This is a genomic window from Bradyrhizobium iriomotense, from assembly GCF_030160715.1.
GTDB lineage: Bacteria > Pseudomonadota > Alphaproteobacteria > Rhizobiales > Xanthobacteraceae > Bradyrhizobium > Bradyrhizobium iriomotense.
Genome location: NZ_BSOW01000008.1, coordinates 231,411 through 254,344 on the forward strand (window position 1 = coordinate 231,411; position 22,934 = coordinate 254,344).

The 22,934-nt window shown below is 65.7% G+C and carries 21 protein-coding genes; 5 read left to right on the forward strand and 16 right to left on the reverse strand.

Features of this window, described 5'->3' with window-relative positions; translation table 11 throughout:
• Nucleotides 1-8: 8 nt before the first annotated feature.
• Together QQL28_RS14105 and QQL28_RS14110 are read right to left on the reverse strand one after the other, a co-directional pair.
• Nucleotides 9-929 carry an amidohydrolase family protein gene (locus QQL28_RS14105; RefSeq protein ID WP_431309601.1) on the reverse strand — a complete coding sequence of 307 codons (921 nt, stop codon included), beginning with the start codon at nt 927-929 and terminating at the stop codon, nt 9-11.
• Between the two features lie 114 nt (nt 930-1,043).
• On the reverse strand, nt 1,044-1,754 hold the full coding sequence (locus tag QQL28_RS14110) for a TetR/AcrR family transcriptional regulator (RefSeq protein ID WP_284265989.1): 711 nt from the start codon (nt 1,752-1,754) through the stop codon (nt 1,044-1,046).
• 114 nt (nt 1,755-1,868) lie between these two features.
• Between QQL28_RS14110 and QQL28_RS14115 the strand changes: the two genes are divergently transcribed.
• Nucleotides 1,869-2,846 carry a tripartite tricarboxylate transporter substrate binding protein gene (locus QQL28_RS14115; RefSeq protein WP_284265990.1) on the forward strand — a complete coding sequence of 326 codons (978 nt, stop codon included), beginning with the start codon at nt 1,869-1,871 and terminating at the stop codon, nt 2,844-2,846.
• 57 nt (nt 2,847-2,903) lie between these two features.
• Here the strand turns inward: QQL28_RS14115 and QQL28_RS14120 are convergent, their stop codons facing one another.
• A complete protein-coding gene (locus QQL28_RS14120) occupies nt 2,904-3,200 on the reverse strand; it encodes a DUF2218 domain-containing protein (RefSeq protein WP_284265991.1) in 297 nt (98 codons plus the stop codon).
• A 180-nt stretch (nt 3,201-3,380) separates the two neighbouring features.
• Between QQL28_RS14120 and QQL28_RS14125 the strand changes: the two genes are divergently transcribed.
• Nucleotides 3,381-4,637, forward strand: a complete 1,257-nt coding sequence (locus QQL28_RS14125; protein WP_284265992.1) for a DUF763 domain-containing protein — start codon at nt 3,381-3,383, stop codon at nt 4,635-4,637.
• On the opposite strand, the gene QQL28_RS14130 is transcribed toward QQL28_RS14125, so the two are convergent.
• The 3 genes from QQL28_RS14130 to QQL28_RS14140 form a co-directional block, all read right to left on the reverse strand.
• Nucleotides 4,526-5,845, reverse strand: a complete 1,320-nt coding sequence (locus tag QQL28_RS14130) for a cytochrome P450 (RefSeq protein WP_284265993.1) — start codon at nt 5,843-5,845, stop codon at nt 4,526-4,528. The genes QQL28_RS14125 and QQL28_RS14130 overlap by 112 nt on opposite strands.
• 87 nt (nt 5,846-5,932) lie before the next feature.
• Nucleotides 5,933-6,253: a hypothetical protein gene (locus tag QQL28_RS14135; RefSeq protein WP_284265994.1), complete on the reverse strand. Its 321-nt coding sequence runs from the start codon at nt 6,251-6,253 to the stop codon at nt 5,933-5,935.
• A gap of 107 nt (nt 6,254-6,360) precedes the next feature.
• The gene (locus QQL28_RS14140) at nt 6,361-7,134 is read right to left on the reverse strand and encodes a ferredoxin--NADP reductase (protein WP_284265996.1); all 774 of its coding nucleotides are present in this window, start codon (nt 7,132-7,134) and stop codon (nt 6,361-6,363) included.
• Between the two features lie 150 nt (nt 7,135-7,284).
• Between QQL28_RS14140 and QQL28_RS14145 the strand changes: the two genes are divergently transcribed.
• Nucleotides 7,285-8,481, forward strand: coding sequence for an amidohydrolase family protein (locus tag QQL28_RS14145; protein ID WP_284265998.1), 1,197 nt, complete (start codon nt 7,285-7,287; stop codon nt 8,479-8,481).
• A 121-nt stretch (nt 8,482-8,602) separates the two neighbouring features.
• On the opposite strand, the gene QQL28_RS14150 is transcribed toward QQL28_RS14145, so the two are convergent.
• The 9 genes from QQL28_RS14150 to QQL28_RS14190 all read right to left on the reverse strand — a co-directional run bounded on the left by QQL28_RS14150 (nt 8,603) and on the right by QQL28_RS14190 (nt 17,276).
• Nucleotides 8,603-8,845 carry a hypothetical protein gene (locus QQL28_RS14150; protein WP_284266000.1) on the reverse strand — a complete coding sequence of 81 codons (243 nt, stop codon included), beginning with the start codon at nt 8,843-8,845 and terminating at the stop codon, nt 8,603-8,605.
• Nucleotides 8,846-9,035: 190 nt separating this feature from the next.
• Entirely contained in the window at nt 9,036-9,491 is a 456-nt protein-coding gene (locus QQL28_RS14155; RefSeq protein WP_284266002.1) for a MarR family winged helix-turn-helix transcriptional regulator, read from the reverse strand.
• A gap of 16 nt (nt 9,492-9,507) precedes the next feature.
• Nucleotides 9,508-10,212 carry an ABC transporter ATP-binding protein gene (locus QQL28_RS14160; RefSeq protein ID WP_284266004.1) on the reverse strand — a complete coding sequence of 235 codons (705 nt, stop codon included), beginning with the start codon at nt 10,210-10,212 and terminating at the stop codon, nt 9,508-9,510.
• A complete protein-coding gene (locus tag QQL28_RS14165; protein ID WP_284266006.1) occupies nt 10,209-11,000 on the reverse strand; it encodes an ABC transporter ATP-binding protein in 792 nt (263 codons plus the stop codon). The genes QQL28_RS14160 and QQL28_RS14165 overlap by 4 nt, the downstream gene beginning before the upstream one ends.
• Complete coding sequence (locus QQL28_RS14170; RefSeq protein WP_284266008.1) at nt 10,997-12,886, reverse strand: ABC transporter permease; 1,890 nt, start codon at nt 12,884-12,886, stop codon at nt 10,997-10,999. The genes QQL28_RS14165 and QQL28_RS14170 overlap by 4 nt, the downstream gene beginning before the upstream one ends.
• A gap of 153 nt (nt 12,887-13,039) precedes the next feature.
• A complete protein-coding gene (locus tag QQL28_RS14175; protein WP_284266010.1) occupies nt 13,040-14,242 on the reverse strand; it encodes an ABC transporter substrate-binding protein in 1,203 nt (400 codons plus the stop codon).
• Nucleotides 14,243-14,322: 80 nt separating this feature from the next.
• The gene (locus tag QQL28_RS14180; RefSeq protein WP_284266012.1) at nt 14,323-14,907 is read right to left on the reverse strand and encodes an amino acid synthesis family protein; all 585 of its coding nucleotides are present in this window, start codon (nt 14,905-14,907) and stop codon (nt 14,323-14,325) included.
• Between the two features lie 15 nt (nt 14,908-14,922).
• Nucleotides 14,923-15,822, reverse strand: a complete 900-nt coding sequence (locus QQL28_RS14185; RefSeq protein WP_284266014.1) for a UPF0280 family protein — start codon at nt 15,820-15,822, stop codon at nt 14,923-14,925.
• Nucleotides 15,819-17,276, reverse strand: a complete 1,458-nt coding sequence (locus QQL28_RS14190; protein WP_284266016.1) for a 6-hydroxynicotinate reductase — start codon at nt 17,274-17,276, stop codon at nt 15,819-15,821. Before QQL28_RS14190 ends, QQL28_RS14185 begins: the two co-directional genes overlap by 4 nt.
• Before the next feature lie 248 nt (nt 17,277-17,524).
• Here QQL28_RS14190 and QQL28_RS14195 point away from each other — a divergent pair, with 248 nt between their 5' ends.
• Nucleotides 17,525-18,007, forward strand: a complete 483-nt coding sequence (locus tag QQL28_RS14195) for a (2Fe-2S)-binding protein (protein ID WP_284266018.1) — start codon at nt 17,525-17,527, stop codon at nt 18,005-18,007.
• A complete protein-coding gene (locus QQL28_RS14200) occupies nt 18,007-21,531 on the forward strand; it encodes a molybdopterin cofactor-binding domain-containing protein (protein WP_284266020.1) in 3,525 nt (1,174 codons plus the stop codon). The genes QQL28_RS14195 and QQL28_RS14200 overlap by 1 nt, the downstream gene beginning before the upstream one ends.
• On the opposite strand, the gene QQL28_RS14205 is transcribed toward QQL28_RS14200, so the two are convergent.
• Nucleotides 21,528-22,496 carry a catechol 2,3-dioxygenase gene (locus QQL28_RS14205; protein WP_284266022.1) on the reverse strand — a complete coding sequence of 323 codons (969 nt, stop codon included), beginning with the start codon at nt 22,494-22,496 and terminating at the stop codon, nt 21,528-21,530. The genes QQL28_RS14200 and QQL28_RS14205 overlap by 4 nt on opposite strands.
• Between the last annotated feature and the right edge of the window lie 438 nt (nt 22,497-22,934).

The following is a 22,934-nucleotide window of genomic DNA, read 5'->3' on the forward strand; positions in this document are numbered from 1 at the left end:
AGATATCTTCAGGTGAACTTGAACAGGCGCGCGGGATTGTCGACCAAGAGCTTCTGCTGGATCGCGGCATCGGGCGCATAGAGCGGGATCAGGTCGACGATCTCGCCGTCATTGGGCATGACCTTGACGTTGGGGTGCGGCCAGTCGGTGCCCCAGATCACGCGGTCGGGCGCGTTGTCGATGAGCTTCCTTGCAAACGGCACGGCGTCGTGGAACGGCTTGCCCGCGGCGGATGCGCGCTCGAGGCCGGTGATCTTGACCCAGCACTTCTCGTCCTTCTTCTGGAGATCGAGCAGCGCCGTGAAACCGGGATCATCGAGCCCCTTGCCCGCCTGCACCGTGCCCATGTGGTCGATCACATAGCGCGTCGGCAGCGCGGTGAGGACGGAAGCGAATTCGGCGATCGTGCCCGGCTCGAAATAGACATCCACATGCCAGCCGAGCTCGGCGACGCGATGCACGATGCGCTGGAATTTGGTCATGTCGCCGACGCCGCCGAGCCGCTTCAGAAAGGCAAAGCGGCAGCCGCAGATGCCGCCCTTGTCCAGCGCCTCGAGCTCCTTGTCCGACATCTCGTCCTTGACGTTGGCGATCCCCTTATAGGCGCCCTCGCTCTGCGCGATGGCATCCGTGACCACGCGATTGTCGGTGCCGTGCACCGTGGCGTTGACGATCACGCAGCGATCGACGCCGATCCTGTCGTGCACGGCGCGGAAGGCCTCCAGCGGCGCATCGGCCGTGTTGTAGGGCCGGTGTTCCGCGAACGGATATTTGGCGGCCGGGCCGAAGATGTGCGTGTGCGTGTCGCAGGATTTCGGCGGCAGCTTGAAGGCGGGTGTCCTGGGATTCGGATCCGGCGGGTCGATGGTCGGGATCGCCTTGGGCGGTTCACTCGCCTGCCCGCGCGCTCCCGAAGCCCAGGCGGCCATCGAAACGCCCGTCAAGAGTTGCAAGCAGTCCCGCCTGTTCATTCCGCGTCCCCAGTCAAATGCCGCCGGTTGCGGACAATGCGAGCGGCACGCTCGACGTCCGTCGGCGCTCGTCTACGTCTTGTTGCTTGCCGTCGCGCGCCGCCGTGCCGGCGCGGCCTGGTCGAGTGCCGGCGCCTGGAACGAGGCTACCGTCGCCTGAACGAGTTGCTCGATCGCAGCCGCCGCATCGCTGCCGTCGGCCTCGCCACGCGACAGGCGCGAGACGCGCTCCGGCGTCACCAGCGAGTAATAGAGCGCGCCGAGCAGGAAATGGCTGCGCCAGACGATCTCAGTGCGCGGCACATGCGGCAGGCTCTCGTGGATCGCGTCGATGAAGGCGTGGCTGGTGTCGTCAAAAGTCTGCGCGATGATGCGCCGCGCCACCTCGTTGCCCTCGGCCGACATCACGGCGCGCAACCGCGTGAACCGCGCCCCGCCGCCGGCGAGATCGCTGCCCGAGGTGAAGGCCGGCACGACATAGGCGCGCACGATTGCCTCGAGCCTGTCCTGGAGATCGCGCACGCGCCTGGCGGCCGCGAGCAGCTCGGAGCGGCGGAGATTCATCGGTCCGCAATGGCGGCGATAGATTTCGAGCAGCAGACCGTCCTTGGTTTTGAAATGATAGGTGACGCTGCCGGGGTTGGCCCCGGCGGCTTGCGCGATGTCGCGCACCGACACGGCGTTGAAGCCGTTGGTCGCGAACAACTCTTCCGCCGCGGCGAGGATCGCCTCGCGCATGTTCGGCTTCCGGGCCGTCTCTTTGCTGGTGGGCTTGCGTACCATGTGATTTGTACTATCGTACAAAAAATCAGGTCTCGTCAACAAAAACGATGGGCGGCGCCTGGGTGGTCCGAGAGGGGCGCCCGGATGGAGACTCGCCCCGGGGAGCGCTGGAAGATGCCGGGTTTGAACACGAAAATCGCACGTTTGCTGCTGGGCACGGGCCTGTTGCTGGCCGCGAGCGGCGCGCAGGCCGATAATTTCCCGAGCAAGCCGGTCCACATTCTGGTGCCCTATGCGGCCGGCGGCGCCGTCGACGTGCTCGCCCGCACGATCGGCCAGGCGCTGGCCAAGAGCTGGGGCCAGCAGCCGGTGATCGACAACCGCCCCGGCGCCGGCGGCATCATCGCCTCGCAAGCGCTGACGCAGGCACCGCCCGACGGCTACACGCTGATCCTGGTCGCGAGTGGCCATCCGCTCAACCAGTTCATCTATCCGAGCGTGCCCTACGACACCTTCAAGGATTTCACTGCGATCAGCGAGGTCGCCTCCTCGCCGCTCGCCATCGTCGTCGCCAAGGACAGCCCGTACAAGAGCCTCGGGGATCTGCTCGCCGCGGCTAAGAAGGAGCCGGACAAGCTCTCCTACGGCATGTCCGGCAACGGCACCTCGGCACACCTTGCCGGCGAGCTGTTGAAATACATGGCCGGCGTGAAGATCGTCTCTATTCCCTACAAGGGCGGCGCGCCGGCGCTGACCGCCGTCATCGCCGGCGAAATCCCGGTCAGCCTCAATCCGCTTGCCGAAGCGATCGGTCAGCTCGAAGGCGGCCCGGTGCGTGCGCTCGCCGTGACGTCGGCGCAGCGGTCAAAGGCCCTGCCCGATATTCCGACCGTCACTGAAGCCGGAGTATCAGGCTACGACGTCTCGGTCTGGTGGGGATTTCTGGGGCCGGCGAAAATGCCGCCGGAGATCGTGGCGAAGCTCGAAACGGATTTGAAGACGGCGCTGCAAGACGCAAGCGTGCTGTCGACCCTCGACAAGATCGGCGCGACGCCGGTCGGATCGTCCTCGAAGGAGTTCGATGCCTACATGCATGCGGAGGCGACCAAATGGGAGCCGGTGCTGAAGGCCGCGAACATTAGGGCGCAGTGAGATGAGCCGCCTTGGTCTGGCCGGCTCGGCGCGGTCAACGCACCACGCGATCAGGCCTCAATGCGACGCGCCCTCGCGCTGCCAGACGATGTCAGGCGGATCGCGGAAAGCGAAGCGCAGCAGATGCCGCGTGACGATGTCCTGAAGCTGCGCGAGGCGCTCTGCGTCCTCGGCTTCCGCCTTCAGGGTCAGGCTGTCGCCGGCGGCGGCGAGCCGGCAGGTGCCGACCGAGAACGAAATCATGCCCTGCTCCGGCGTGAACTCGACCGACAGCTTGTGGGCAAAATGCTTGCAGAGCTGCTGCAAATAGATGGAGGCACGCTCCGTCGTCACCTGCGCCACCGATTGAATCATCAGACACCCTCTCCTTCACGACAACTGGTCGTTGTCCGGCCAGTAAGCCGCTTATCTGTCCCGCAGGCCAATTGCAGCTAACGATGCCGTGAGCGCCGGATGAGGCCGCATCGCTCTGCCCCGCCGCGTGGCCAGCGTTTCCAGCCGTGCAACCGGCGCAGAATCCGGTTATCAATGGCCATGCCCCGACGCACCGGCAGCGCCGACCTTCCTCTCCATACCGGACGGGTTCCATCCTGGCTTGCAAGCCGCATGGCCTCTCTCGGCGCGATCGTCACGCAGGCGATCGTCCACCATTACGGCCGCGACGAGTTCATGCAGCGGCTGTCGCATCCGTTCTGGTTCCAGTCGTTCGGCGCCGTGATGGGGATGGACTGGCACTCCTCCGGCATCACCACCTCCGTGATCGGCGCGCTGAAGCGCGGGCTTACCCCGCTCCAGAACGAGCTCGGCATCTATGTCTGCGGCGGCCGCGGCCAGCATTCGCGCAAGACGCCGGATGAGCTTCTACAGCTTGGCGATCGTGTCGGATTTGACGGCGCAAAACTGACGCGCGCGAGCCGCCTCGTCGCGAAGGTCGACAGCGCGGCGGTGCAGGACGGCTTTGACCTCTATCTGCATGGCTTCTTCGTCACCGCCGACGGCAAATGGACGGTCGTGCAGCAGGGCATGAACGGCGAGAAGCGGCAGGCGCGCCGCTATCACTGGCACTCCGAAGCGCTGAAGAGCTTCGTCGATGCGCCGCACAGCGCGATCGACGGCCCCGTGCAAGGCGAGATCGTCAATCTCACCGACCACCGCGCCGACGTCTCGCGCATCGCGCAGCTCGAGCTGCTCGCGGGTCTCGGTCCCGATCGCATCGTGTCCGAATTCGAACGTCTGAGCGGCATCGAACCCGCGCAGGCCATGCTGCCGCACCTCATCATGCCCGCCCATCACGACGTGCGGCCGAAGGACGTCTTCGCTCGGCGCCTGCATGGCACATTGGCTGCGGCCGCCGAGCGCGGCCCGGTCGATTTTCCAGAACTGTTGCTGACGCCCGGCGTCGGCGCGCGCACCGTGCGCTCGCTCGCGATGGTCGCCGAGGTGGTGCACGGCGCGCCATATCGCTTCAAGGATCCGGCGCGCTTCTCGCTCGCCCATGGCGGCAAGGACCGCCATCCCTACCCCGTGCCGATCAAGGTCTATGACGAGACCATTCGCGTCCTCAAGGGCGCGATCGAGAACGCAAAGCTCGGGCGCGAGGAGGAAATGCAGGCGATCAAGCGGCTCGACGACCAGGCGCGGCGGCTGGAGCGCAGCGCGCGGGGCCCCTCCGTCGAGGCCTATATCGCCGGCGAGCGCGCCGCATCGCCCGAGCTCGACGGGCGATCGGTGTTCGGCTGGGAGCGCGACCTTCTCGCGTCAAAGCGAGCGCCCGGGACGTCGACCGGCTGACGAACCTCCGCGATCACGGGCAGTTTCGCGATCGCGCGGAGACCCGGCCGTTTGCGCCAATTCACTTGCGAGGGGTCGACGGCGAGACCGAGCCGCGGCCAGCGCGTGAACAAGGCCTGAAGCGCGCAGGCCGCCTCGATCCGCGCGAGCTGATGGCCGAGGCAGAAATGAATTCCCGTGCCGAAGGAGATGTGCCGGTTGGGCTTGCGCTCGAGATCGAGCCGCTCCGCATGATCATGCACGGCCGGATCCATGTTCGCCGCCGCGAGCATGACCATGACGCGGTCGCCCTTCTTCAGATGCACGCCTTCCAGCTCGATATCCCGCCGGATGTAGCGCGGCTTTGAGAATTGCACCGGCGAGACGAAACGCAGGAATTCCTCAACGGCAAGTCCGGCGCGGCTCCAGTCTTCCTCGAGCCAGTCGCGCAAGGCGGGATTTTTGAGGAGCTCGTAGACCGAGCCGCTGATGAGATGGGTGGTGGTCTCCGAGCCCGCCGCGAGCAGCAGGAACACCATCGACACCATCTCGTCCGGCGTGATGCGGCCACCCTCGCGCTCGACCTGGACCAGTTCGGCGATCAGGCCCTCGCCGCCTTGCGTGCGCGCGACCTGCAACTGCTGCTCAAGATAGCCGCGCATCTTGCGGAACGCGAAAACCAGCCGAAAGAAGCTGACCACATTGGTCAGGGAGGACATCGTGTTCGCCCAGGCGATGAATCGGGGGCGATCGGCCTGCGGCAGGCCGAGGAGCTCGCAAATGACCGACAGGGGCAAGATGCGCGCGTAGCGCTGGACGAGATCGGCCGGGCTTCCCGCCGCGAACAGCTCGTCCGCGAGACCATCGGCGATGGCGCGGATGCGCGGCTCCATCGCGACGATCGCACGGCGGCGGAAGGCCTCGTCGACGATGCTGCGCAGCCGCGTGTGATCCGGCTCGTCCTTCGTCAGCATGTTGTTGGCGATGGTCGTGACGAGTTTCGGCATCCACCAGCGCAGACCGGCTACCTCGCCGTCCTCCCTGCGCAAGGTGAACGTCGTGCCGTCCTTCAGCACCTGTGCCGTTGCGTCGTGGGTCGTCGTGATCCAGACGTCGCCGACGATGGGAAACCGGGTCGCGACCACGGGTCCGGAGGCGCGCAACGTCGCGATTCCCTTGGGCGGATCGCGAAAGAAGGCGTCGCTGGTGAAGTCAATGCGCGGTGTCATGGGTCACCGCCCCTGTTGATGGCGCCTCACCACATGGTGTGCGCAATCCCCGGCGCAAGGGCCGGAGGGTCGATCAAAAGAAGGCGATCAGCCGCGCCCCGGCGACCGTGGCCCAGATTTACGCTGGTTGGTGTAGGCGTCCCAATGGCTCCAGCTCCCATTGCTGAGGCTTTGCAGGTCGGTCGCGAGCGGGCGGCGCGTGCGCTTCTCGTAGTCGGCGATGGAACGCTCGGACTGCGCGATCTTGCGCCTGAGCTCGGCAATCGCCTTCTGGCTCTCTCCGTTGCGCTTGGACGATGCGATCTCGCCCATCGTGAAGCGCGCGGTCTCGAGCGCCTTCAACTCGGCACGGTTCTTCTTCAACTGAACCCGTTGCCAGGCGATGTTGCTGTCGCTGTCCGCAACCATATGGGAACTCCGCTGATTCGGCTTTCCCATAGTATCGCCAGCGGAATCGGCGCCGCAACGGGCGCCGGGCGGCGAAAATGCGGCTTTATTGCGCGACTGAGACCGATTCAGCGCTCGGCAAAGGCCTTTTCGACCACGAATTGCGCCGGCTCGCCGTGATTGCCCTCGGTAAGGCCGCGCTCGGTCAGGAGCACCCGGGTGTCGGCGACCAGCGCCGGACTGCCACAGATCATGACGCGGTCGTGGGCCGCTTCGAGCGGCGGCAGGCCGATGTCGCTGAACAGCTTGCCCGAGGTGATGAGGTCCGTGATGCGGCCGCGGTTGCGGAAGGGATCGCGGGTGACGGTCGGATAGTAGATGAGCTGGCTGCGGATGTAGTCGCCGAGCAGTTCGTCGTTCGGCAGCGTCTCGGTGATCATCTCGCCATAGGCGAGCTCCCTCACGTGCCGGCAGCCATGCAGCAGCACGACCTTCTCGAAACGCTCATAGGTCTCGGGATCCTTGATCACGGAGAGGAAGGGCGCGAGCCCCGTGCCGGTCCCGATCAAATAGAGGTTGCGGCCGTCCTCCAGATTGTCGATCACCAGCGTGCCGGTCGCCTTGCGGCTGACGATGATCTCGTCGCCTTCCTTCAGGTGCTGGAGGCGCGAGGTCAGCGGGCCGTCCGGCACCTTGATCGAGAAGAATTCGAGCGTGTCCTCGTAGTTGGCGCTGGCGACGCTGTAGGCGCGCAGCAGCGGCTTCTCGCCGACCTTGAGCCCGATCATGGTGAACTCGCCGTTGCGGAAGCGGAAGGTCGGGCTGCGGGTGGTCTTGAAGCTGAACAGCGTGTCGGTCCAGTGGTGGACGCTGAGGACGCTTTCCTGGTTGAAATTGCTCATCTCACCCTTCCCTTGCCGGCGCGCAGGCGATTGTCAGCCATGCGTCATTCGTATACGATCGTTCGTATACAAATGAATAATCCGGCTTGATCCTTTGGTCAAGGCTGCCCAAGATCGCGAGCGTTGCAGTTAGGAATAAGGAGCCTTTCCATGGCGCATGACGCACCCACGGCCACCGGGCCTTCGAAGCTCGTGATCCGCAATATCGGCCTGATGCTGTCGGGCGCCCTGGAAAAGCCGATCCTGGATGGCGATACCATCGTCGCCGAGAACGGCAAGATCACTGCCATCGGCCGCTTCAAGGACGTCAACACCGAGGGCGCGACGACGATCGTCGACGCTAACGGCACCACCGTCGCACCCGGCCTGATCGACAGCCATGTCCACCCCGTCGCCGGCGACTGGACGCCGCGACAGAACCAGATCAACTGGATCGACAGCTACCTCCACGGCGGCGTCACCACCATGATCTCGGCGGGCGAAGTGCACATGCCCGGCCGCCCGCGCGACGTCGTCGGGCTGAAGGCCATGGCGATCTTCGCGCAGCGTGCGTTCTGGACGCTGCGTCCGGGCGGCGTGAAGGTTCACGCCGGCGCGCCCGTGATCGAATGCGAAATGGTCGAGGAGGATTTCAAGGAGATGGCCGCCGCCGGCGTCAAGCTACTCGGCGAGGTTGGCCTTGGCGGCGTCAAGGACGGCCCCACCGCGCGCAAGATGGTCGGCTGGGCGCGCAAATACGGCATCCAGAGCACGATCCACACCGGCGGCCCGTCGATCCCCGGCTCCGGCCTGATCGACAAGGACGTGGTGCTGGAGGCCGACACCGACGTGGTCGGCCACATCAATGGCGGCCACACTGCCCTCCCCGACGACCAGATCCGCTGCATCTGCGAGGGCTGCAAGCGCGGGCTCGAGCTCGTTCACAACGGCAATGAGCGTTCGGCCCTCTTCACGCTGCGCACCGCGCGCGAGATGGGCGATCTCCACCGCGTCATCCTCGGCACCGACGCGCCGGCCGGCTCCGGCGTGCAGCCGCTCGGCATTCTGCGCATGGTCTCGATGCTGTCCTCGCTCGGCGAGCTGCCGGCCGAGATCGCGTTTTGCCTCGCCACGGGCAACACCGCGCGCATGCGCGAGCTCGATTGCGGCCTCATCGAAGTGGGCCGCGCTGCCGATTTCGTCCTCATGGACAAGGCGCAGCACTCACCCGGCAAGAACATCCTGGAGAGCGTCCAGCTCGGCGACCTTCCCGGCATCGGCATGACCATCATCGACGGCATCGTGCGGACGCAGCGCAGCCGGAATACGCCGCCGGCGGGGAAGGTGCCGGAGGTGGTGGGGAAGTGACGGCACTTGCCGTCATTCCGGGGCGCGCGTCAGCGCGAACCCGGAATCCCGCGCAACAACCTCTGGATTCCGGGTTCACGCGCGATGCGCGTGCCCCGGAATGACGGATTGAGCGCAGGAATCAGCGCGGTTTCTCTACCTCGCAACGCACATAGGTCTGGCGCTTGGCGCGTCCGACCGGGCCGTTGTCCATCACGAGCTTGCCGTCCGCAGCGATTGACACCCGGGGATTGGAACGAAACTTCTCGCCCTCGCCTTCGCAGGCGAGCCGCATCTTCCAGCTGAGTTTCCCGTCGGCGGTGATCTCGCTGGCGCGACACCGCGTCTCGTACCAGTAGAGGCGGTTGCCGCCTTCGATGCTCATGCGGTTCGCGCTGTCCTGGTCGCGGCAATCCTTTTGGGTCGATGCCCAGAACCCTTCGTAAGGTTGCGCGCCCCAGGCAGGAGCGCACCCGCCCGCCAGCGCTGCACCAAGCCTCAAAACCATCGCAAACCGCGTCGCCGCTCTCATGCCGGTCAACCTCGACAAAACCTTCATCGAGGTTAGTCGCCGCTCACCGCAGCTTGTTCAACAGCGCCATCAGCATCTCGCGCTCCTTCGCATCGAGCGGTGCGAGAGTCTCGCGGGTGATGGCGAGCGCGTTCGGCGCGACCTTTTCAGCCAGCTGCTGACCGGCGCGTGTGAGGCTGACGAGCAGCCGCCGGCCGTCTTCCGGATCCTGGCTCGTCTCCGTCAGTCCGCGGGCGCTGAGCCGGTCGATCACGCCCTTGATGGTCGCGACGTCCATCGCCGTCAGGCGTCCCAGCTGGTTTTGCGAGCAAGGCCCGGTCTCGGCGAGCTTTGACAGCGCCGCCCATTGCGTCGGCGTCAGGTTGGTGCCGATGTCTCGGGCAAAGATCGCGCTGTGACGCTGCCAGACTTGGCGCAGGATGAAGCCAACCTGCTCGTCGAGCACATAAGGCGGCTTGGCCTGCCTGACGCTCTTCTTGGCTGCGACGCCTCTCGCCATTCCCGCCCCGCCCCCTTCACAATGACAGATGCGCGTCGCGGATATCCGGGCGCGCATCGAGCTCGGCCATCGTACCACCGAAACAGATTCGGCCGCGCTCGATGATATAGGCGCGATCGGAGATCAGCTTTGCAAAATGCAGGTTCTGCTCGGAAACCACGATGCTGACGCCTTCCTTCTTCATGGTCAGGATCGCATCGACCATCTGCTCCACGATCTTGGGCGACAGCCCCTCCGACGGCTCGTCCAGCAGCACCAGCGATGGGTTGCCCATCAGCGTGCGGGCGATGGTCAGCATCTGCTGCTCGCCGCCGCTCATGCGGCCACCCGGCCGATTGCGCATCTCGTTCAGATTCGGAAACAGCGTGAACAGCTTTTCCCGCGTCCAGTATGGCGCGTTCGGCCGCTTGGGCTGGCGACCGACTTCCAGATTCTCCTCGACCGTGAGGTCGGTAAAGATGCGGCGCTCCTCCGGCACGTAGCCGAGCCCGCCGCGCACGATCTCATGCGTCGGCCGGGCCGAGACGTCCTTGCCCTCGAACACGATACGGCCCGAGCGCTGCGCCACGAGGCCGACGATGGAGCGGAACGTCGTCGACTTGCCGGCGCCATTGCGCCCCAGAAGTGCGACCACCTCGCCGTCACCGACCTCGAGGGCGATGTCGAACAGGATGTGGGCCGGACCGTAATGGCTGTTGAGCCCCCCGACCGTGAGCTTCATGTCGCGGCCCCCTCGCGATGACGGGCATCGTAGACGAGGCCCTCGCCGAGATAGACCGCCTGCACCTGCGGATTGCCCCGCACTTCCGTCGGCGAGCCCTCGGCAATCAGCGTGCCGCGGTTGAGCACGATGATACGGTCGGCATGTTCGAACACCACGTCCATGTCGTGCTCGGTGAAGAGCACGCCGATGGATTTCTCCCGCGCGATACGTGCGGTGAGCCGCATCAGGTCGATGCGCTCGCGCGGCGCCATGCCGGCAGTCGGCTCGTCCATCAGCAGGAGCTTTGGCTCGTTGGCGAGCGCAACCGCAAGCTCGAGCCGCTTGAGATCGCCATAGGCGAGCTCACCGCACGGACGATCCGCATAGCCGCCCATACCGACGAGCTCCAGCAGGCGCACCGCCTCGTCGCGATCGAAGCGCGGCGCCGAGCCCCAGAGATTGAGCAATTGCTTCTGGTGCGAGATCAGCGCGACCTGGACGTTCTCGCGCACCGTCATGGTGGCAAAGGTTGCTGTGATCTGGAACGTGCGGCCGACGCCGAGGCGCCAGACCTCACGCGGCTTCTTGGCCGTCGTGTCCTCGCCGAGCAGACGGATGCGCCCGGAGTCCGGCTTGTTTTGGCCGTTGAGCATGTCGAAGCAGGTGCTCTTGCCGGCGCCGTTCGGGCCGATCAGCGCAAGAATCTCGCCGGCGCGCAGCTCGAACGAGACGCCGCGCACGGCATGGATGCCGCCATAGGATTTGGTCAGGCCTTCGACCGCGAGAAGTGTGGGTGCGACGCTCATTCGGCGGGCCCGATCGGTTTGGCGAGCAAGGTCGAGCCCGGCGGCGATGAGCCCTTGCGCCGCTGCGCGAGCATTTCCAGCATGCCGACGATCCCCTTCGGGAAGACGACCACGATCAGCACGATGAAGGCGCCGAGCACGAGTTTTGAGAGATCGGTCTGGCTGACGAGCCAGATGTTGAGCGCCTTGTAGACGATCGCGCCGATCACCGCGCCCGACACCGTCTCGACGCCGCCGAGCAGCACCATGACGAGCGCATCAACCGAGAGCGAGATGCCGAGATTATCCGGGAAGACGCTGCCCTTCAGATACGCGAACAGCGCTCCGCCGATGCCGGCGGTCGTTCCCGCGATGACGAAGGCCGTCCACTGCATGCGCTTGACATTGATGCCGATCGCCTCGCTGCGCAGCGCCGAATCGCGCGTGGCGCGCAGCGCGTAGCCGAATGGCGAGAACACCGCGATGCGCAAGGCGATCGTCACGAGCGTGGCGACGCCGAGCGCCAGCCAGTAGAAATGCGACGGGCTCGCCGCCCATTTTTCCGGCCAGACGCCTAAAATGCCGTTGTCGCCGCCGGTGACGCTGACCCACTGGAACGCGATCGACCACACGATCTGCGCAAAGGCGAGCGTCAGCATCGCGAAATAGACACCGGAGAGCTGCACCGCAAAAAAGCCGAACACCGCTGCGCCGAGGCAGCCGAGCAGCGGTCCCAGCAGCAGGCAGACGATCATCGGTAGTCCCGCCATCTTGGCGAGGAAGGCAACGCCGTAGGCGCCGAGACCGAAATACGCCGCGTGTCCGAAGGATGCGAGGCCCCCGACCGCCATCAGGAAGTGCAGGCTGACGGCGAAGATCACGAAGATCGCGATCTCCGAGCCGACCGTCAGGGCATAGTTGCCGGCGAACAGCGGCAGCGCCGCCGCGACGCCGAGCGCAGCAAGCGAGGCCAGCCGTTCGTTCGACGTCAGTGGACGCCAGGGATTGACGGTGAGGCCCGGCGTACGGCGCGCGGGCGCCTCAGGCCTGCCAAACAGGCCCCAGGGCCGCACGATCAGCACCACCGCCATCACCAGGAAGACCAGGATGATGGAAATCTTCGGGAAAATCAGGATGCCGAAGGCGTTGAGCTCGGAGACCAGCACCGCCGCGACGAAGGCGCCGACGATGCTGCCGAGACCACCGATCACGACCACGACGAAGACCTCGACGATGATGCGCAGGTCCATGGCGTGATGCACGGCATCGCGCGGAATTTGCAGCGCGCCGCCGAGCGCGGCGAGGAAGACGCCGACCGCGAACACGGATGTGAACAGCCATTTCTGATTGACGCCGAGCGCCGCTACCATGTCGCGGTCCTGCGTCGCCGCGCGCACTAGCACGCCCCAGCGGGTGCGCTGGAACAGGAGCCAGAGGATGCCGAGCACGACCGGGCCGAGCACGATCAGGAACAGGTCGTAGCTCGGGATGTTCTGGCCGAAGAAATCGACCGCGCCCTTGAAGCCCGGCGCGCGGCGGCCGAGCAGATCGTCGGGGCCCCAGATGAGGACGACGAGATCCTCGACCATCAGCGTCAGGCCGAACGTCGCGAGCAGCTGGAACAGTTCGGGCGCGTGATAGATACGCCGAAGCAGCACCATCTCGACGAGGACACCGATCAGCGCCACCGCGAGCGCGGCGACGACGATGCCGCCCCAGAAGCCGAACGCGCCGGAAAGGCGGTCCGTCAGCGTGAACGCGATATAGGCGCCGACCATGTAGAAGGCGCCGTGCGCGAAGTTCACGATCCGCGTCACGCCGAAGATGATCGACAGGCCCGAAGCCACCAGGAACAGCGACGCTGCGCTGGCGAGTCCGGTCAGAAACTGTACGACGTAAAAGGCCATCGGCGGTCCGGGTTCACAAGACTCTCAGCATTCGGGCTTCATCCTTCGAGACGGCGCTTCGCGCCTCCTCAGGATGAGGTCCGAGACCCTCATGGTGAGGAGCGCGGCGACGCCGCGCGTCTCGAACCATAGGCCCCCGTTGTAGTCGCAGCATCAATCCTTCGGGCGCAGCTTCTCGACTTCGGCATCGCTCGGCAGATAGTCCGCTCCCTTCTTGTAGGACGACTCCACCATCACACCCTTGCCGTCCTTCAGCGCGGTCTTGCCGACGAAGGCCCCGAGCGTCGACTGGTGATCGATCTTGCGGAAGGTGGTCTCGCCGAAGGGCGAGCCGACCGAGAGGCCTTCGGCCGCCGCGATCAGCTTCTCCGGATCGGTCGATCCGGCCTTGGCTAGGATCGCCGCCGCCGACTTGATGGTCTGATAGCCGACGATCGAGCCGAGGCGCGGATAGTCGTTGTACTTGGCCTGATAGGCCTTGAGGAACGCATCGTGCTCGGGCGTCTTGATCGAGTACCAGGGATAGCCGGTGACGATCCAGCCCTCCGGCGTCTCGTCCTTGAGCGGATCGAGATATTCCGGCTCGCCGGTCAGGAACGACACTACGGCGCGATCCTTGAACAGGCCGCGGGTATTGCCTTCGCGCACGAGCTTCACGAGATCGGCGCCGAAGGTGACGTTGAGGATCGCTTCCGGATTGGCTTGGGCAACCGCCTGCACCACCGGGCCTGCATCGATCTTGCCCTGCGGCGGCCACTGCTCGTCGACCCACTGGATGTCCGGACGCTTCTCCGACATCAGCTTCTTGAACACCGCAACCGCCGACTGGCCGTATTCGTAGTTCGGCGCGATCGTCGCCCAGCGCTTTGCCGGCAGCTTCGCGGCCGCTTCGACCAGCATCGCGGCCTGCATGTAGTTCGAGGGACGCAGGCGGAACGTGTACTTGTTGCCCTTCGACCAGGTGACGGCATCCGTCAGCGGCTCGGCGGCGAGGAAGAACACTTTCTTCTGGTTGGCGAAGTCGCTCACGGCAAGGCCGATGTTCGACAGGAACGTGCCCGCGAGCATCGCCACGCCTTCGCTCGACACGAGTTCGTTGGCCGCGGTCTGCGCGTCGGCCGGCTTGCCGCCGTCATCCTTGGAGATCACGACGAGCTTCTTGCCGTTGATGCCGCCGGCCGCGTTGATTTCCTCGACGGCAAGCTGCCAGCCCTTGCGGTAGGGCTCGGTGAACGCCGGCAGCAGCGAATAGCTGTTGATCTCGCCGATCTTGATCTCCTGCGCCCTCACCGAGCTGGCCATGCCGCCGACCAGGAGCGCGAACGCCGCGCCCACGAAATAGTTCTTTGCTCGCATCCAAACCTCCACTTTCTTGAAAACTCTATTTCTTGCATGATCTGATCGGAAAACCGGTTCCCACTTTTCCGGATCATGCGCTAACGCAGGCCATCTTCGCCCTTGATCTCTGCAACCGTTAAGCCCCCGACCCGCGGCAGCGGGCGGCCGCTGTCGGTGACGGCGACCGCGACCATGATCTCGTTGGCCCGCGGCGCGTCGTTGATCTGCACTTCCATGCCGTCGAAATGGCTGCGCACGAAGGCCGCGTCCTTGTGGCCCAAGGGAATGTCGAGCGTCGTGCCGGGCCCGCTGCGCTTCTTCGACGACGGGATCAGCGCCGCGCCCTTGCTCAGCACTTTACGCACCGGCGCCCCCATCTTCGGATGCAGGATCGCAGCCGCGTGCTCGAGCTCGCCGTTCTCGCCGACGGCGGCAGCCTTGCCATAGCTCTGCACCTTGGCACCGTCGATGCCGAGCGCCGCGACAGCACGCTTCGACAACAACTCGCCGAGCTCCTCGCCGATCGCGATCAGTGGCGAGAGGTCCTCGACATATTTTCCGGCAAATGGATTCTCGATCACGGCAATCGCCGCGGCGCGCCGGGTCGGCGGCGACACGGACCTTCCCATCTCCATCTGCGTCTCTTCGACGACGGTGACGATCTTGCGGATGATCGCGCTCATGACTTGCTTCCCCGTTCAGGCATGGACCGGGCTCTTCGCGATACGGGCGCGCGGCCGCTGCCGATCAATATCCCTGGTGCCGATGACGAGCATATCACCACAAAGCCTGAGCACGGCACCCTCGATCAGTCCGCGATCGAACAATTGCCGTGCACATTCTGCGCCAGATTCGAGAGCTTCACGAATTTCTGTCTGCGACAATGCGCCGACGTCGCGGGTGACGAGACGCGCGCCGAGATCACTGTCGGGCTGGATCTCGTTCGCCGGACGGCGCTTGACCGCCGGATGCCCGGGCAGATCGACGGCATTGGCGATGACGGTCGCGGCCGCATCAGCTTGCGAGGCCGTCGCAGCCAGCACCGTCACCGCGTCGGCAATCCCGAGCGAGAAGCTGCGGCCATGGCGCCCACTGGTCGCGATGCCGCGGACCGGATCGTCTGCACCGATCGTCATCGTCCGCATCACGCCGTCACGATCGGGCCGATCCATCAGGCCGATGGTAAAGCGCTCGCCCTCACCAAGATGAAGCGCAATATCGCCGCCATTGTTGACGTAGGCCTGGTCGAGCTGCGCAGCATTCAGCATGGCGCTCAGGATTTCCTCCGCGACGCTGCCGGCGACCGCGGCCATCGGCGTGATGAAGCAATCGACGGCATAGGGTACGACGGCCGCGGACATGCGCCGCGCAACGACACCTTGCAGACAGGATTGCGCCGGAAGCGCTGCCTTGCGCAACTCGGTCAACTCGGAGCAGAGCTCGTCGAGCAGCCCGTTGAAACGTCGCGCCGCCGCCTCATAGGCCACGCGCACCCGGTGCTCGGTCCCCCTCGCCTCCACGATCAGATCAATCGGACCATCCTGCAAATGCAGCCGCCGGCCATCAGACAGCAATGCGATTTGCGGGAGCCTCCTCATGCGCGCCGCCCTGGAAGCGGGTTCTGCCACGGCACCTGGCGGATATCATCGCTCTCCTGGACCTCGGACAGCGGGCGAACATGGTCCATGTGGCCCCCGAGCGCGGCATAGTCGGACAGCCGCATCGTGAACTCGATCGGCGCGACCAGGGCCGGCGTCGGCACATAGCCGAACGCACCGGCTGGCATCTGCGTGACATCGACCATGTAGGTGATGCCGCCGCCGGGCCAGACATAAACCGGCGCGCCGCCGCTGGTGACGCGCGTCAGCGCATCCTTCACCGAGCGCGTCAGACGCACCGGATTGTCGGTGACGCCGGCGCGCAAGGAGCCGCCGGCCCCCGCCATGAACAGCACGGTGCACAAGGCCGGCTCGCAATTCTCCTGGATGCGCTCGACCGAGAATCGCAAGTCGGCAGGCATCTCGGTCTCGACCGGCTTCAAGGTCTCGTCGAGCACGTAGTAGGACGCGTGCTCGCCGGTCGTGGAGACCATCAGCATGGACAGTCCGGGCCTCGCTTCCTTGGCATTGAAGGGACCGAGGATCGACAGCGGATCGGAGATGTTGGTGCCGCCCCAGCCCGTGCCGGGATCGGCGACCTGAAAATAGCGGCCGGGCGTCGAGCGCCGGCCCTTCATCTTGATGCCGGTGTCGGCGATGTCGAGCAGCTTGCCGGCCTGGTGCTCGCTGAGCACGCCGGTGATGTGATCATCGACCACGACGACCTCATCGACCTTGCCGTGCCACTGTTTTGCGAACATGCCGATCGTCGCCGAGCCGCAGCCGACCCGCATGCGTTCTTCCTTCACGCCGTTGACGATCGGCGGCTCTCCCGCCTGCACCACCACCGTCGCGCCGCCGTCGATCGTGAACTCGACCGGCTTGCAGTTGGAGAGGTCCATCAGCGTGTCGCAGGTGACGCGGCCCTCCTTCTTGGACCCGCCGGTCAGATGATGCACGCCGCCAAGCGAGAGCATCTGCGAGCCGTATTCGCTGGTCGTGACGTGACCGACCGCCTCGCCCTGCGCGCGGACAACCGCGCTTTCCGGGCCGAGATAGCGGTCGGTGTCGATCTTCACCTTGACGCCGCAATAAGAGAAGATGCCTTCGGTCACGACGGTGACCATGTCGACGCCATCGACTTCCGACGAGACGATGAACGGCGCCGGCTTGTAGTCGGGATAGGTGGTGCCCGCGCCGATCGCCGTGACGAAGGTCGAGGGTTCGTGGACGATCTTGCCGTCCCAATCCTCGCTACGGCTGAACGGCACCAGCTTGCCGCCATGCGATACCGTGCGCTCGAGGATGATATGCGGATCGACGCGGACGAGCTTGCCGTCGTGGTTGGCGTAGCGGTCGCAGGCGCCCGCCGCGCCCGGCTTGATGTAGCACATCACCGGACAGGCATCGCAGCGGATCTTGTCGGAGGCAGCGCTCGTCGCTTCAGTCACCATGTCAAAGCCAGCGGATCACGGCGGTTATCATTCGTATACGAACGATGTTGCGCGCGATGCCGGAAGCTGTCAAGCGGCGCCACCGGCAAAACCGTGAGGCTGCCGAATAAAACCTCATCTGCCTGCCCGCTTTGTCCACAAAGCGGGCAACCGCGCTGCACTGCGGCATGCGGCGCTTGCACGTTTGTGTACAAACGGTATCGTCCGACTCTCCAATTTGACACGCGCACGCACGGCCGGGACCAGAGATGACGCAGACAATGATCCGCCTCACCGTAAATGGCAGGATCCATGACGTCGCCGCCGCGCCGGAGACACCGCTGCTCTACGTGCTGCGCAACGACCTCGCGCTCAACGGTCCCAAATATGGCTGCGGCCTCGGCGAATGCGGCACCTGTACTGTCCTGGTCGATGGCGCCGCCGCGCGTTCCTGCGTCATTCCGATCAGCGGCTGCGCCGGGCGCGACATCGTGACGCTCGAAGGGCTCGGCACGCGCGACAAGCCCGACCCGGTGCAACAGGCCTTCATCGACGAGCAGGCCGCACAATGCGGCTACTGCCTCAACGGCATGATCATGACCACCAAGGCGCTGCTTGCGATCAACCCGCACCCCACCGAGCAGGAGGCGATGGCGGCGCTGCGCTACAATCTCTGCCGCTGCGGCACGCATGTCGAAATCCTCCGCGCCGTGATGCGCGCATCGGGCCAGCTTGCCGAGGCCGGTGATTGATGGCCTCCCCTGTTTCGAATGGATCTGAGCGGCGCTCCGGTTCGCTCGTCGTCGCCCGCGCGCTGGATGACGGCACGTCCGAGACCTTCGTCCGGATCACCGCGGACGGCTCGGTCAGTGCCTATAACGGCCATGTCGATCTCGGCACTGGTATCCGCACCGCGCTCGGCCAGATCGTCGCCGAAGAGCTCGACGTATCCTTTGCCCGCGTCGTCGTGGTGCTCGGCGATACCGCCGTCGTGCCGAACCAGGGCGCGACGATTGCGAGCGAGACGATCCAGATCACCGCCATTCCCCTGCGCAAGGCCGCCGCGCAGGCGCGGCATTTTCTGATCACGCGCGCCGCCGAACGGCTGGAGCTGCCGGCTGCGGATCTCGGCATCGAGGACGGGCTGGTTCGCGGCCACAATCGCAGCATCAGCTTTGGCGAGCTGATCGGCGACGAGATCATCCGTCTCGAGCTCGCCGAGGACGTGCAGGTCAAGCCCGTCGGCGACTACGCCATCGTCGGCCGCTCCGTGCCGCGCGTCGACCTGCCGGCGAAGGCGACGGGCGAGCTGACCTTCGTCCACGACATCCGCCTGCCCGGCATGCTGCACGGCCGCGTCGTGCGCCCGCCCTATGCCGGCGTCGATGCCGGACCGTTCGTCGGCACAAGCCTGATAGCGGTGGACGAGTTCTCGGTGCGCGACATCCCTGGCCTCGTCGCCGTCGTGCGCATCGGCGACTTCGTCGGAATCGTCGCCGAGCGCGAGGAGAATGCGATTCTGGCCGCCAGCCGGCTCAAGGTGAGCTGGAAGCCGACGCCCGCCCTGCCCGATCTCGCCGATCTCGAGACTGCGCTGCGCGCCAACCCGTCGACGCCACGCACGCTGATCGACAAGGGCGACGTGACCACGGCAATCGCCGGCGCCGCCAAGCCGATGCAGCGCACTTATGTCTGGCCTTACCAGATGCACGCTTCGATCGGGCCGTCCTGTGCCGTCGCCGATTTTCAGGACGGCGCAATCCGCGTGTGGTCCGGAACGCAAAACCCGCACATCCTGCGCACCGACCTTGCCTTGCTGATCGAGCGGCCCGAGACCGAGATCGAAGTGATCCGGCTGGAGGCCGCCGGTTGCTACGGCCGCAACTGCGCCGATGATGTCACCGCGGACGCGCTGCTGCTGTCGCGCGCGGTCGGCCGGCCCGTGCGGGTGCAGTTGACGCGGGAGCAGGAGCACGCCTGGGAGCCGAAGGGCACCGCGCAGCTCATCGACGTCAATGGCGGGTTGAACGCCGACGGCGGCGTCGCCGGTTACGATCTCGCCACGCGCTATCCTTCGAACGCGGCGCCGACACTAGCTCTGCTTCTCACCGGCCGGATCTCGCCCGAGCCCGACGTGCTTCAGATGGGCGACCGCACCGCCATTCCGCCCTACGATTACGACCACATGCGCGTCGTCGCCCACGACATGCCGCCGATCGTACGCGCCTCCTGGTTTCGCGGCGTCTCGGCGCTGCCGAACACCTTTGCGCATGAATCCTATATCGACGAGCTCGCGAGCGAGGCCGGAGTCGATCCCATCGAATATCGCCTGCGCTATCTCAGGGATCAGCGCGCGGTCGATCTCGTCAATGCGGTCGCCGAGCGCGCCGGCTGGACGCCGCGGCCGGTGCGGCAGGACAAGGACGGCGAGATCGTGCATGGGCGCGGCTTCGCCTATGCGCTCTACGTGCACAGCAAGTTTCCCGGCTATGGCGCGGCGTGGTCGGCCTGGATCGCCGACGTCGCGGTGAACAAGACGACCGGCGATGTCAGCGTCACCCGCGTCGTCGCCGGACAGGATTCCGGATTGATGATCAATCCGGACGGCGTGCGCCACCAGATCCAGGGCAACGTCATCCAGTCGACCAGCCGCGCGCTGATGGAGGAGGTCTCCTTCGAGCGCGGCGCGGTCGCGGCACGCGAATGGGGCGCCTACCCGATCATCCCCTTCCCCGACGTGCCCAAGATCGACGTTCTGATGCTGCCGCGTCAGGACCAGCCGCCGCTCGGCGTCGGCGAGTCCGCCTCGGTGCCGAGCGCTGCGGCGATCGCGAATGCGATCTTCGATGCCACCGGCGTGCGTTTCCGCGAGCCGCCGTTCACGCCGGAGCGCATCCTCAGGGGTTTGCGTGGCAATGTTCCAACTGAGCCTCAGGCGTTAGCTGCGCCGGCGGCCGCCCCGACCAGCTCCTGGACCAACCCGTTTGCGAAACGCGCTGGCATCTTCGCAACGATGGCCGCGCTCTGCACGGCCGCGATCGGCATCGGCGCCGCCATGCTGCCGGGCCGCGCCATCGCGCCGATCGCGCGGCCCGATGTATCAGTCTATTCCACTGCCACGATCGCGCGCGGCGCAGAGCTCGCCGCGCTCGGCAATTGCGCGGAGTGCCACACCAGCATCCACGGCGCATTCAATGCCGGCGGCCGTGCGCTGGAGACGCCGTTCGGCACAATCCATAGCACCAACATCACCCCAGACGTCGAGACCGGCATCGGCGCCTGGTCCTATCCGGCCTTCGAGCGCGCGATGCGCGAGGGACTGCATCGCGACGGCCGGCAACTCTATCCCGCATTTCCCTACACGCATTTTGCGAAGACGAGCGACGCCGACATGCAGGCGCTGTACGCGTACCTGATGGCGCAACCCGCGGTGCGTGCGACCGCACTGAGCAATGCGCTCGCCTTCCCGTTCAATCTCCGGCCGCTGCTGGCGGGCTGGAATGCACTGTTCCATCGGACGGACGCACTGAAACCTGATCCGACCAAATCCGAGCAGTGGAATCGCGGCGCTTATCTCGTCGAGAGCCTCGGCCATTGCAGCGCCTGCCATTCGCCGCGCAATGCGCTCGGCGCCGAGCAGCGTAGTGCCTATCTCGCCGGCGGCTTTGCCGAGGGCTGGGAGGCGCCGGCGCTGACGTCGCTGTCGCGGTCGCCGATCCCCTGGAGCGAGGACGAGCTTTACGCCTATTTGCGCACCGGCTATTCGCGCTTCCACGGCGTGGCGGCGGGTCCGATGGCGCCCATCGTGCGGGATCTCGCCGCCCTGCCCGACCAGGACATTCGCGCGATGGCGGTCTATCTCGGCTCGTTCAACGACACCGCGATCGACCGGCAAGCACAGGAGGCGCTCGCGGCCCAGCTCGAGAGCGCAACGCAAGTCACCACCACTGCCTCGACCGGCGCGCGGCTCTATCAGGGCGCCTGCGCCGTCTGCCACGAGGTCGGCGGCTTGCCGCTGTTCGGCAGCCGGCCCTCGCTTGCGCTCAACAGCAATCTGCACGGCGCGACGCCGGACAATCTCGTGCAGGTCATCCTGCACGGCATCACCGAGCCCGCATCAAGCGACCTCGGCTACATGCCAGCCTTCAAGCAGAGCATGAGCGACGCGCAGGTCGAAGAGCTCGTCACCTTCCTGCGCAAGCAGTTCGCGCCGAACCAGCCGGCGTGGCGCGGCGTGCGCGAGACGATCGCGCGCGTGCGATCATCCACGCACTAAGCGTGCTTCTTCATCTCCACCGGCGGCGTGCCGTGGGTGTGGAAGGACTCGATCGTCTTCAGGCCCCAGGCCTGGCCCTTCTTGCGCTCCTCCTCCGTCCACACGATCGGCTTCCAGTCCGGCGCGAGGATGAGGCGCGCGCCGGCATTGGCGACTTCGACGCGGTTGCCGCCGGGCTCATAGACGTAGAGGAAGAAGGTCTGCTGGATCGCGTGCTTGTGCGGGCCGGTCTCGATGTAGACGCCGTTCTCCAGGAAGATGTCGGCAGCGCGCAAGATCTCCTCGCGGCTGTCGAGCGCGTAGGTGACATGGTGGAAGCGGCCGGGCACGCCGGAGTGGTCGAGCGAATAGGCGAAATCGTAGCTCTTGTTCGACATCGTCAGCCACATCGCGGCTTCCCGGCCGTCGTTGAGCACGATCTGCTCGGTGAGGCGGCAGCCGAGATAGGTCTCGAAGAACTCGCGGTTGGCCTTGATGTCGGCCGCGAGGCAGTTGAGATGGTCGAGGCGGCGCACATTGACGCCGCGCGCGGGAAAGCGCTGCGCCTGGTTCTTCAGTGCGGGCTTCAGCTCGGGCGGCGCCTGATACCACTCGGTCTCGTAATAGAGCTCGACGATGTGGCCGTCGGGATCGCGGCAGCGGAAGGTCGGACCCTGCCCCATGTCACCGTCGATCCAGCCGATGTCGAAGCCGGAGCCCTTGACTGCCGCGACGCGCCGCTCCAGCGCCTGCTGGCTGCGCGCACGCAGCGCCATGTGACCCATGCCCGAGGTCTTCGACGCCGTGAGTTTCAGCGAATAGCGCTCATAATCGTCCCAGCCGCGCAGATAGACCGACTCACCCTTCTGGCCGCTGACGGTCATGCCCATGACGTCGACGAAGAACTTCAGGCTCTCGTCGGGCTTTGGCGTCAACAGCTCCATATGGCCGAGATGGGCGAGATCGAGGATCGGTTCGGGCTGCATCTTTTCCTCCATGGCATGACGGGCGATCCGCTTTCCGCGGATCCCGGAATTTCGACGCGGCTTGCGGACGCAACGGGCGGAACCTGCATGCGCGCGGGCAGCCTGCATGCGCGCGGGCAGCCTGCCGGCCGCCGGTTCATTTGTACTAATGTACAAATGATTAGGTCCCGTCAACAAATAGAACCGCCCGCCCGCCCGGCGCCGGGCTGCACCGGCCCGCGCCGCTTTCATCTCCCAACCAGGGTCAGGCGGCTTTCCGAATGGTAAATCCTTCCTTACGCGGTGACCGGCCGGCCGACCGAGGAAAGCGGCAATTTCATACCGATTTTCGCGGAGAGCATGCATTGGGAACAAATCTCCCGACCGAATTGTCGCGGATTTAACAAAGAGCCGACGCTCAGCGTTTAACCGTTTGTCCAGTGACGGCCGCGCATAGTT

Bases quoted from the DNA above. Each gene is read 5' to 3' on its own strand.
- QQL28_RS14205 (WP_284266022.1), bottom strand. From the start codon at position 22,496: ATGCAGCCCGAACCGATCCTCGATCTCGCCCATCTCGGCCATATGGAG.
- QQL28_RS14150 (WP_284266000.1), bottom strand. From the start codon at position 8,845: ATGAGCATCGAAGGCGGCAACCGCCTCTACTGGTACGAGACGCGGTGT.
- QQL28_RS14135 (WP_284265994.1), bottom strand. From the start codon at position 6,253: ATGGTTGCGGACAGCGACAGCAACATCGCCTGGCAACGGGTTCAGTTG.
- QQL28_RS14185 (WP_284266014.1), bottom strand. From the start codon at position 15,822: ATGAGGAGGCTCCCGCAAATCGCATTGCTGTCTGATGGCCGGCGGCTG.
- QQL28_RS14155 (WP_284266002.1), bottom strand. From the start codon at position 9,491: ATGGCGAGAGGCGTCGCAGCCAAGAAGAGCGTCAGGCAGGCCAAGCCG.
- QQL28_RS14160 (WP_284266004.1), bottom strand. From the start codon at position 10,212: ATGAAGCTCACGGTCGGGGGGCTCAACAGCCATTACGGTCCGGCCCAC.
- QQL28_RS14140 (WP_284265996.1), bottom strand. From the start codon at position 7,134: ATGAGCAATTTCAACCAGGAAAGCGTCCTCAGCGTCCACCACTGGACC.
- QQL28_RS14175 (WP_284266010.1), bottom strand. From the start codon at position 14,242: ATGCGAGCAAAGAACTATTTCGTGGGCGCGGCGTTCGCGCTCCTGGTC.
- QQL28_RS14115 (WP_284265990.1), top strand. From the start codon at position 1,869: ATGCCGGGTTTGAACACGAAAATCGCACGTTTGCTGCTGGGCACGGGC.
- QQL28_RS14125 (WP_284265992.1), top strand. From the start codon at position 3,381: ATGCCCCGACGCACCGGCAGCGCCGACCTTCCTCTCCATACCGGACGG.
- QQL28_RS14170 (WP_284266008.1), bottom strand. From the start codon at position 12,886: ATGGCCTTTTACGTCGTACAGTTTCTGACCGGACTCGCCAGCGCAGCG.
- QQL28_RS14130 (WP_284265993.1), bottom strand. From the start codon at position 5,845: ATGACACCGCGCATTGACTTCACCAGCGACGCCTTCTTTCGCGATCCG.
- QQL28_RS14120 (WP_284265991.1), bottom strand. From the start codon at position 3,200: ATGATTCAATCGGTGGCGCAGGTGACGACGGAGCGTGCCTCCATCTAT.
- QQL28_RS14180 (WP_284266012.1), bottom strand. From the start codon at position 14,907: ATGAGCGCGATCATCCGCAAGATCGTCACCGTCGTCGAAGAGACGCAG.
- QQL28_RS14110 (WP_284265989.1), bottom strand. From the start codon at position 1,754: ATGGTACGCAAGCCCACCAGCAAAGAGACGGCCCGGAAGCCGAACATG.
- QQL28_RS14195 (WP_284266018.1), top strand. From the start codon at position 17,525: ATGACGCAGACAATGATCCGCCTCACCGTAAATGGCAGGATCCATGAC.
- QQL28_RS14190 (WP_284266016.1), bottom strand. From the start codon at position 17,276: ATGGTGACTGAAGCGACGAGCGCTGCCTCCGACAAGATCCGCTGCGAT.
- QQL28_RS14200 (WP_284266020.1), top strand. From the start codon at position 18,007: ATGGCCTCCCCTGTTTCGAATGGATCTGAGCGGCGCTCCGGTTCGCTC.
- QQL28_RS14165 (WP_284266006.1), bottom strand. From the start codon at position 11,000: ATGAGCGTCGCACCCACACTTCTCGCGGTCGAAGGCCTGACCAAATCC.
- QQL28_RS14105 (WP_431309601.1), bottom strand. From the start codon at position 929: ATGGCCGCCTGGGCTTCGGGAGCGCGCGGGCAGGCGAGTGAACCGCCC.
- QQL28_RS14145 (WP_284265998.1), top strand. From the start codon at position 7,285: ATGGCGCATGACGCACCCACGGCCACCGGGCCTTCGAAGCTCGTGATC.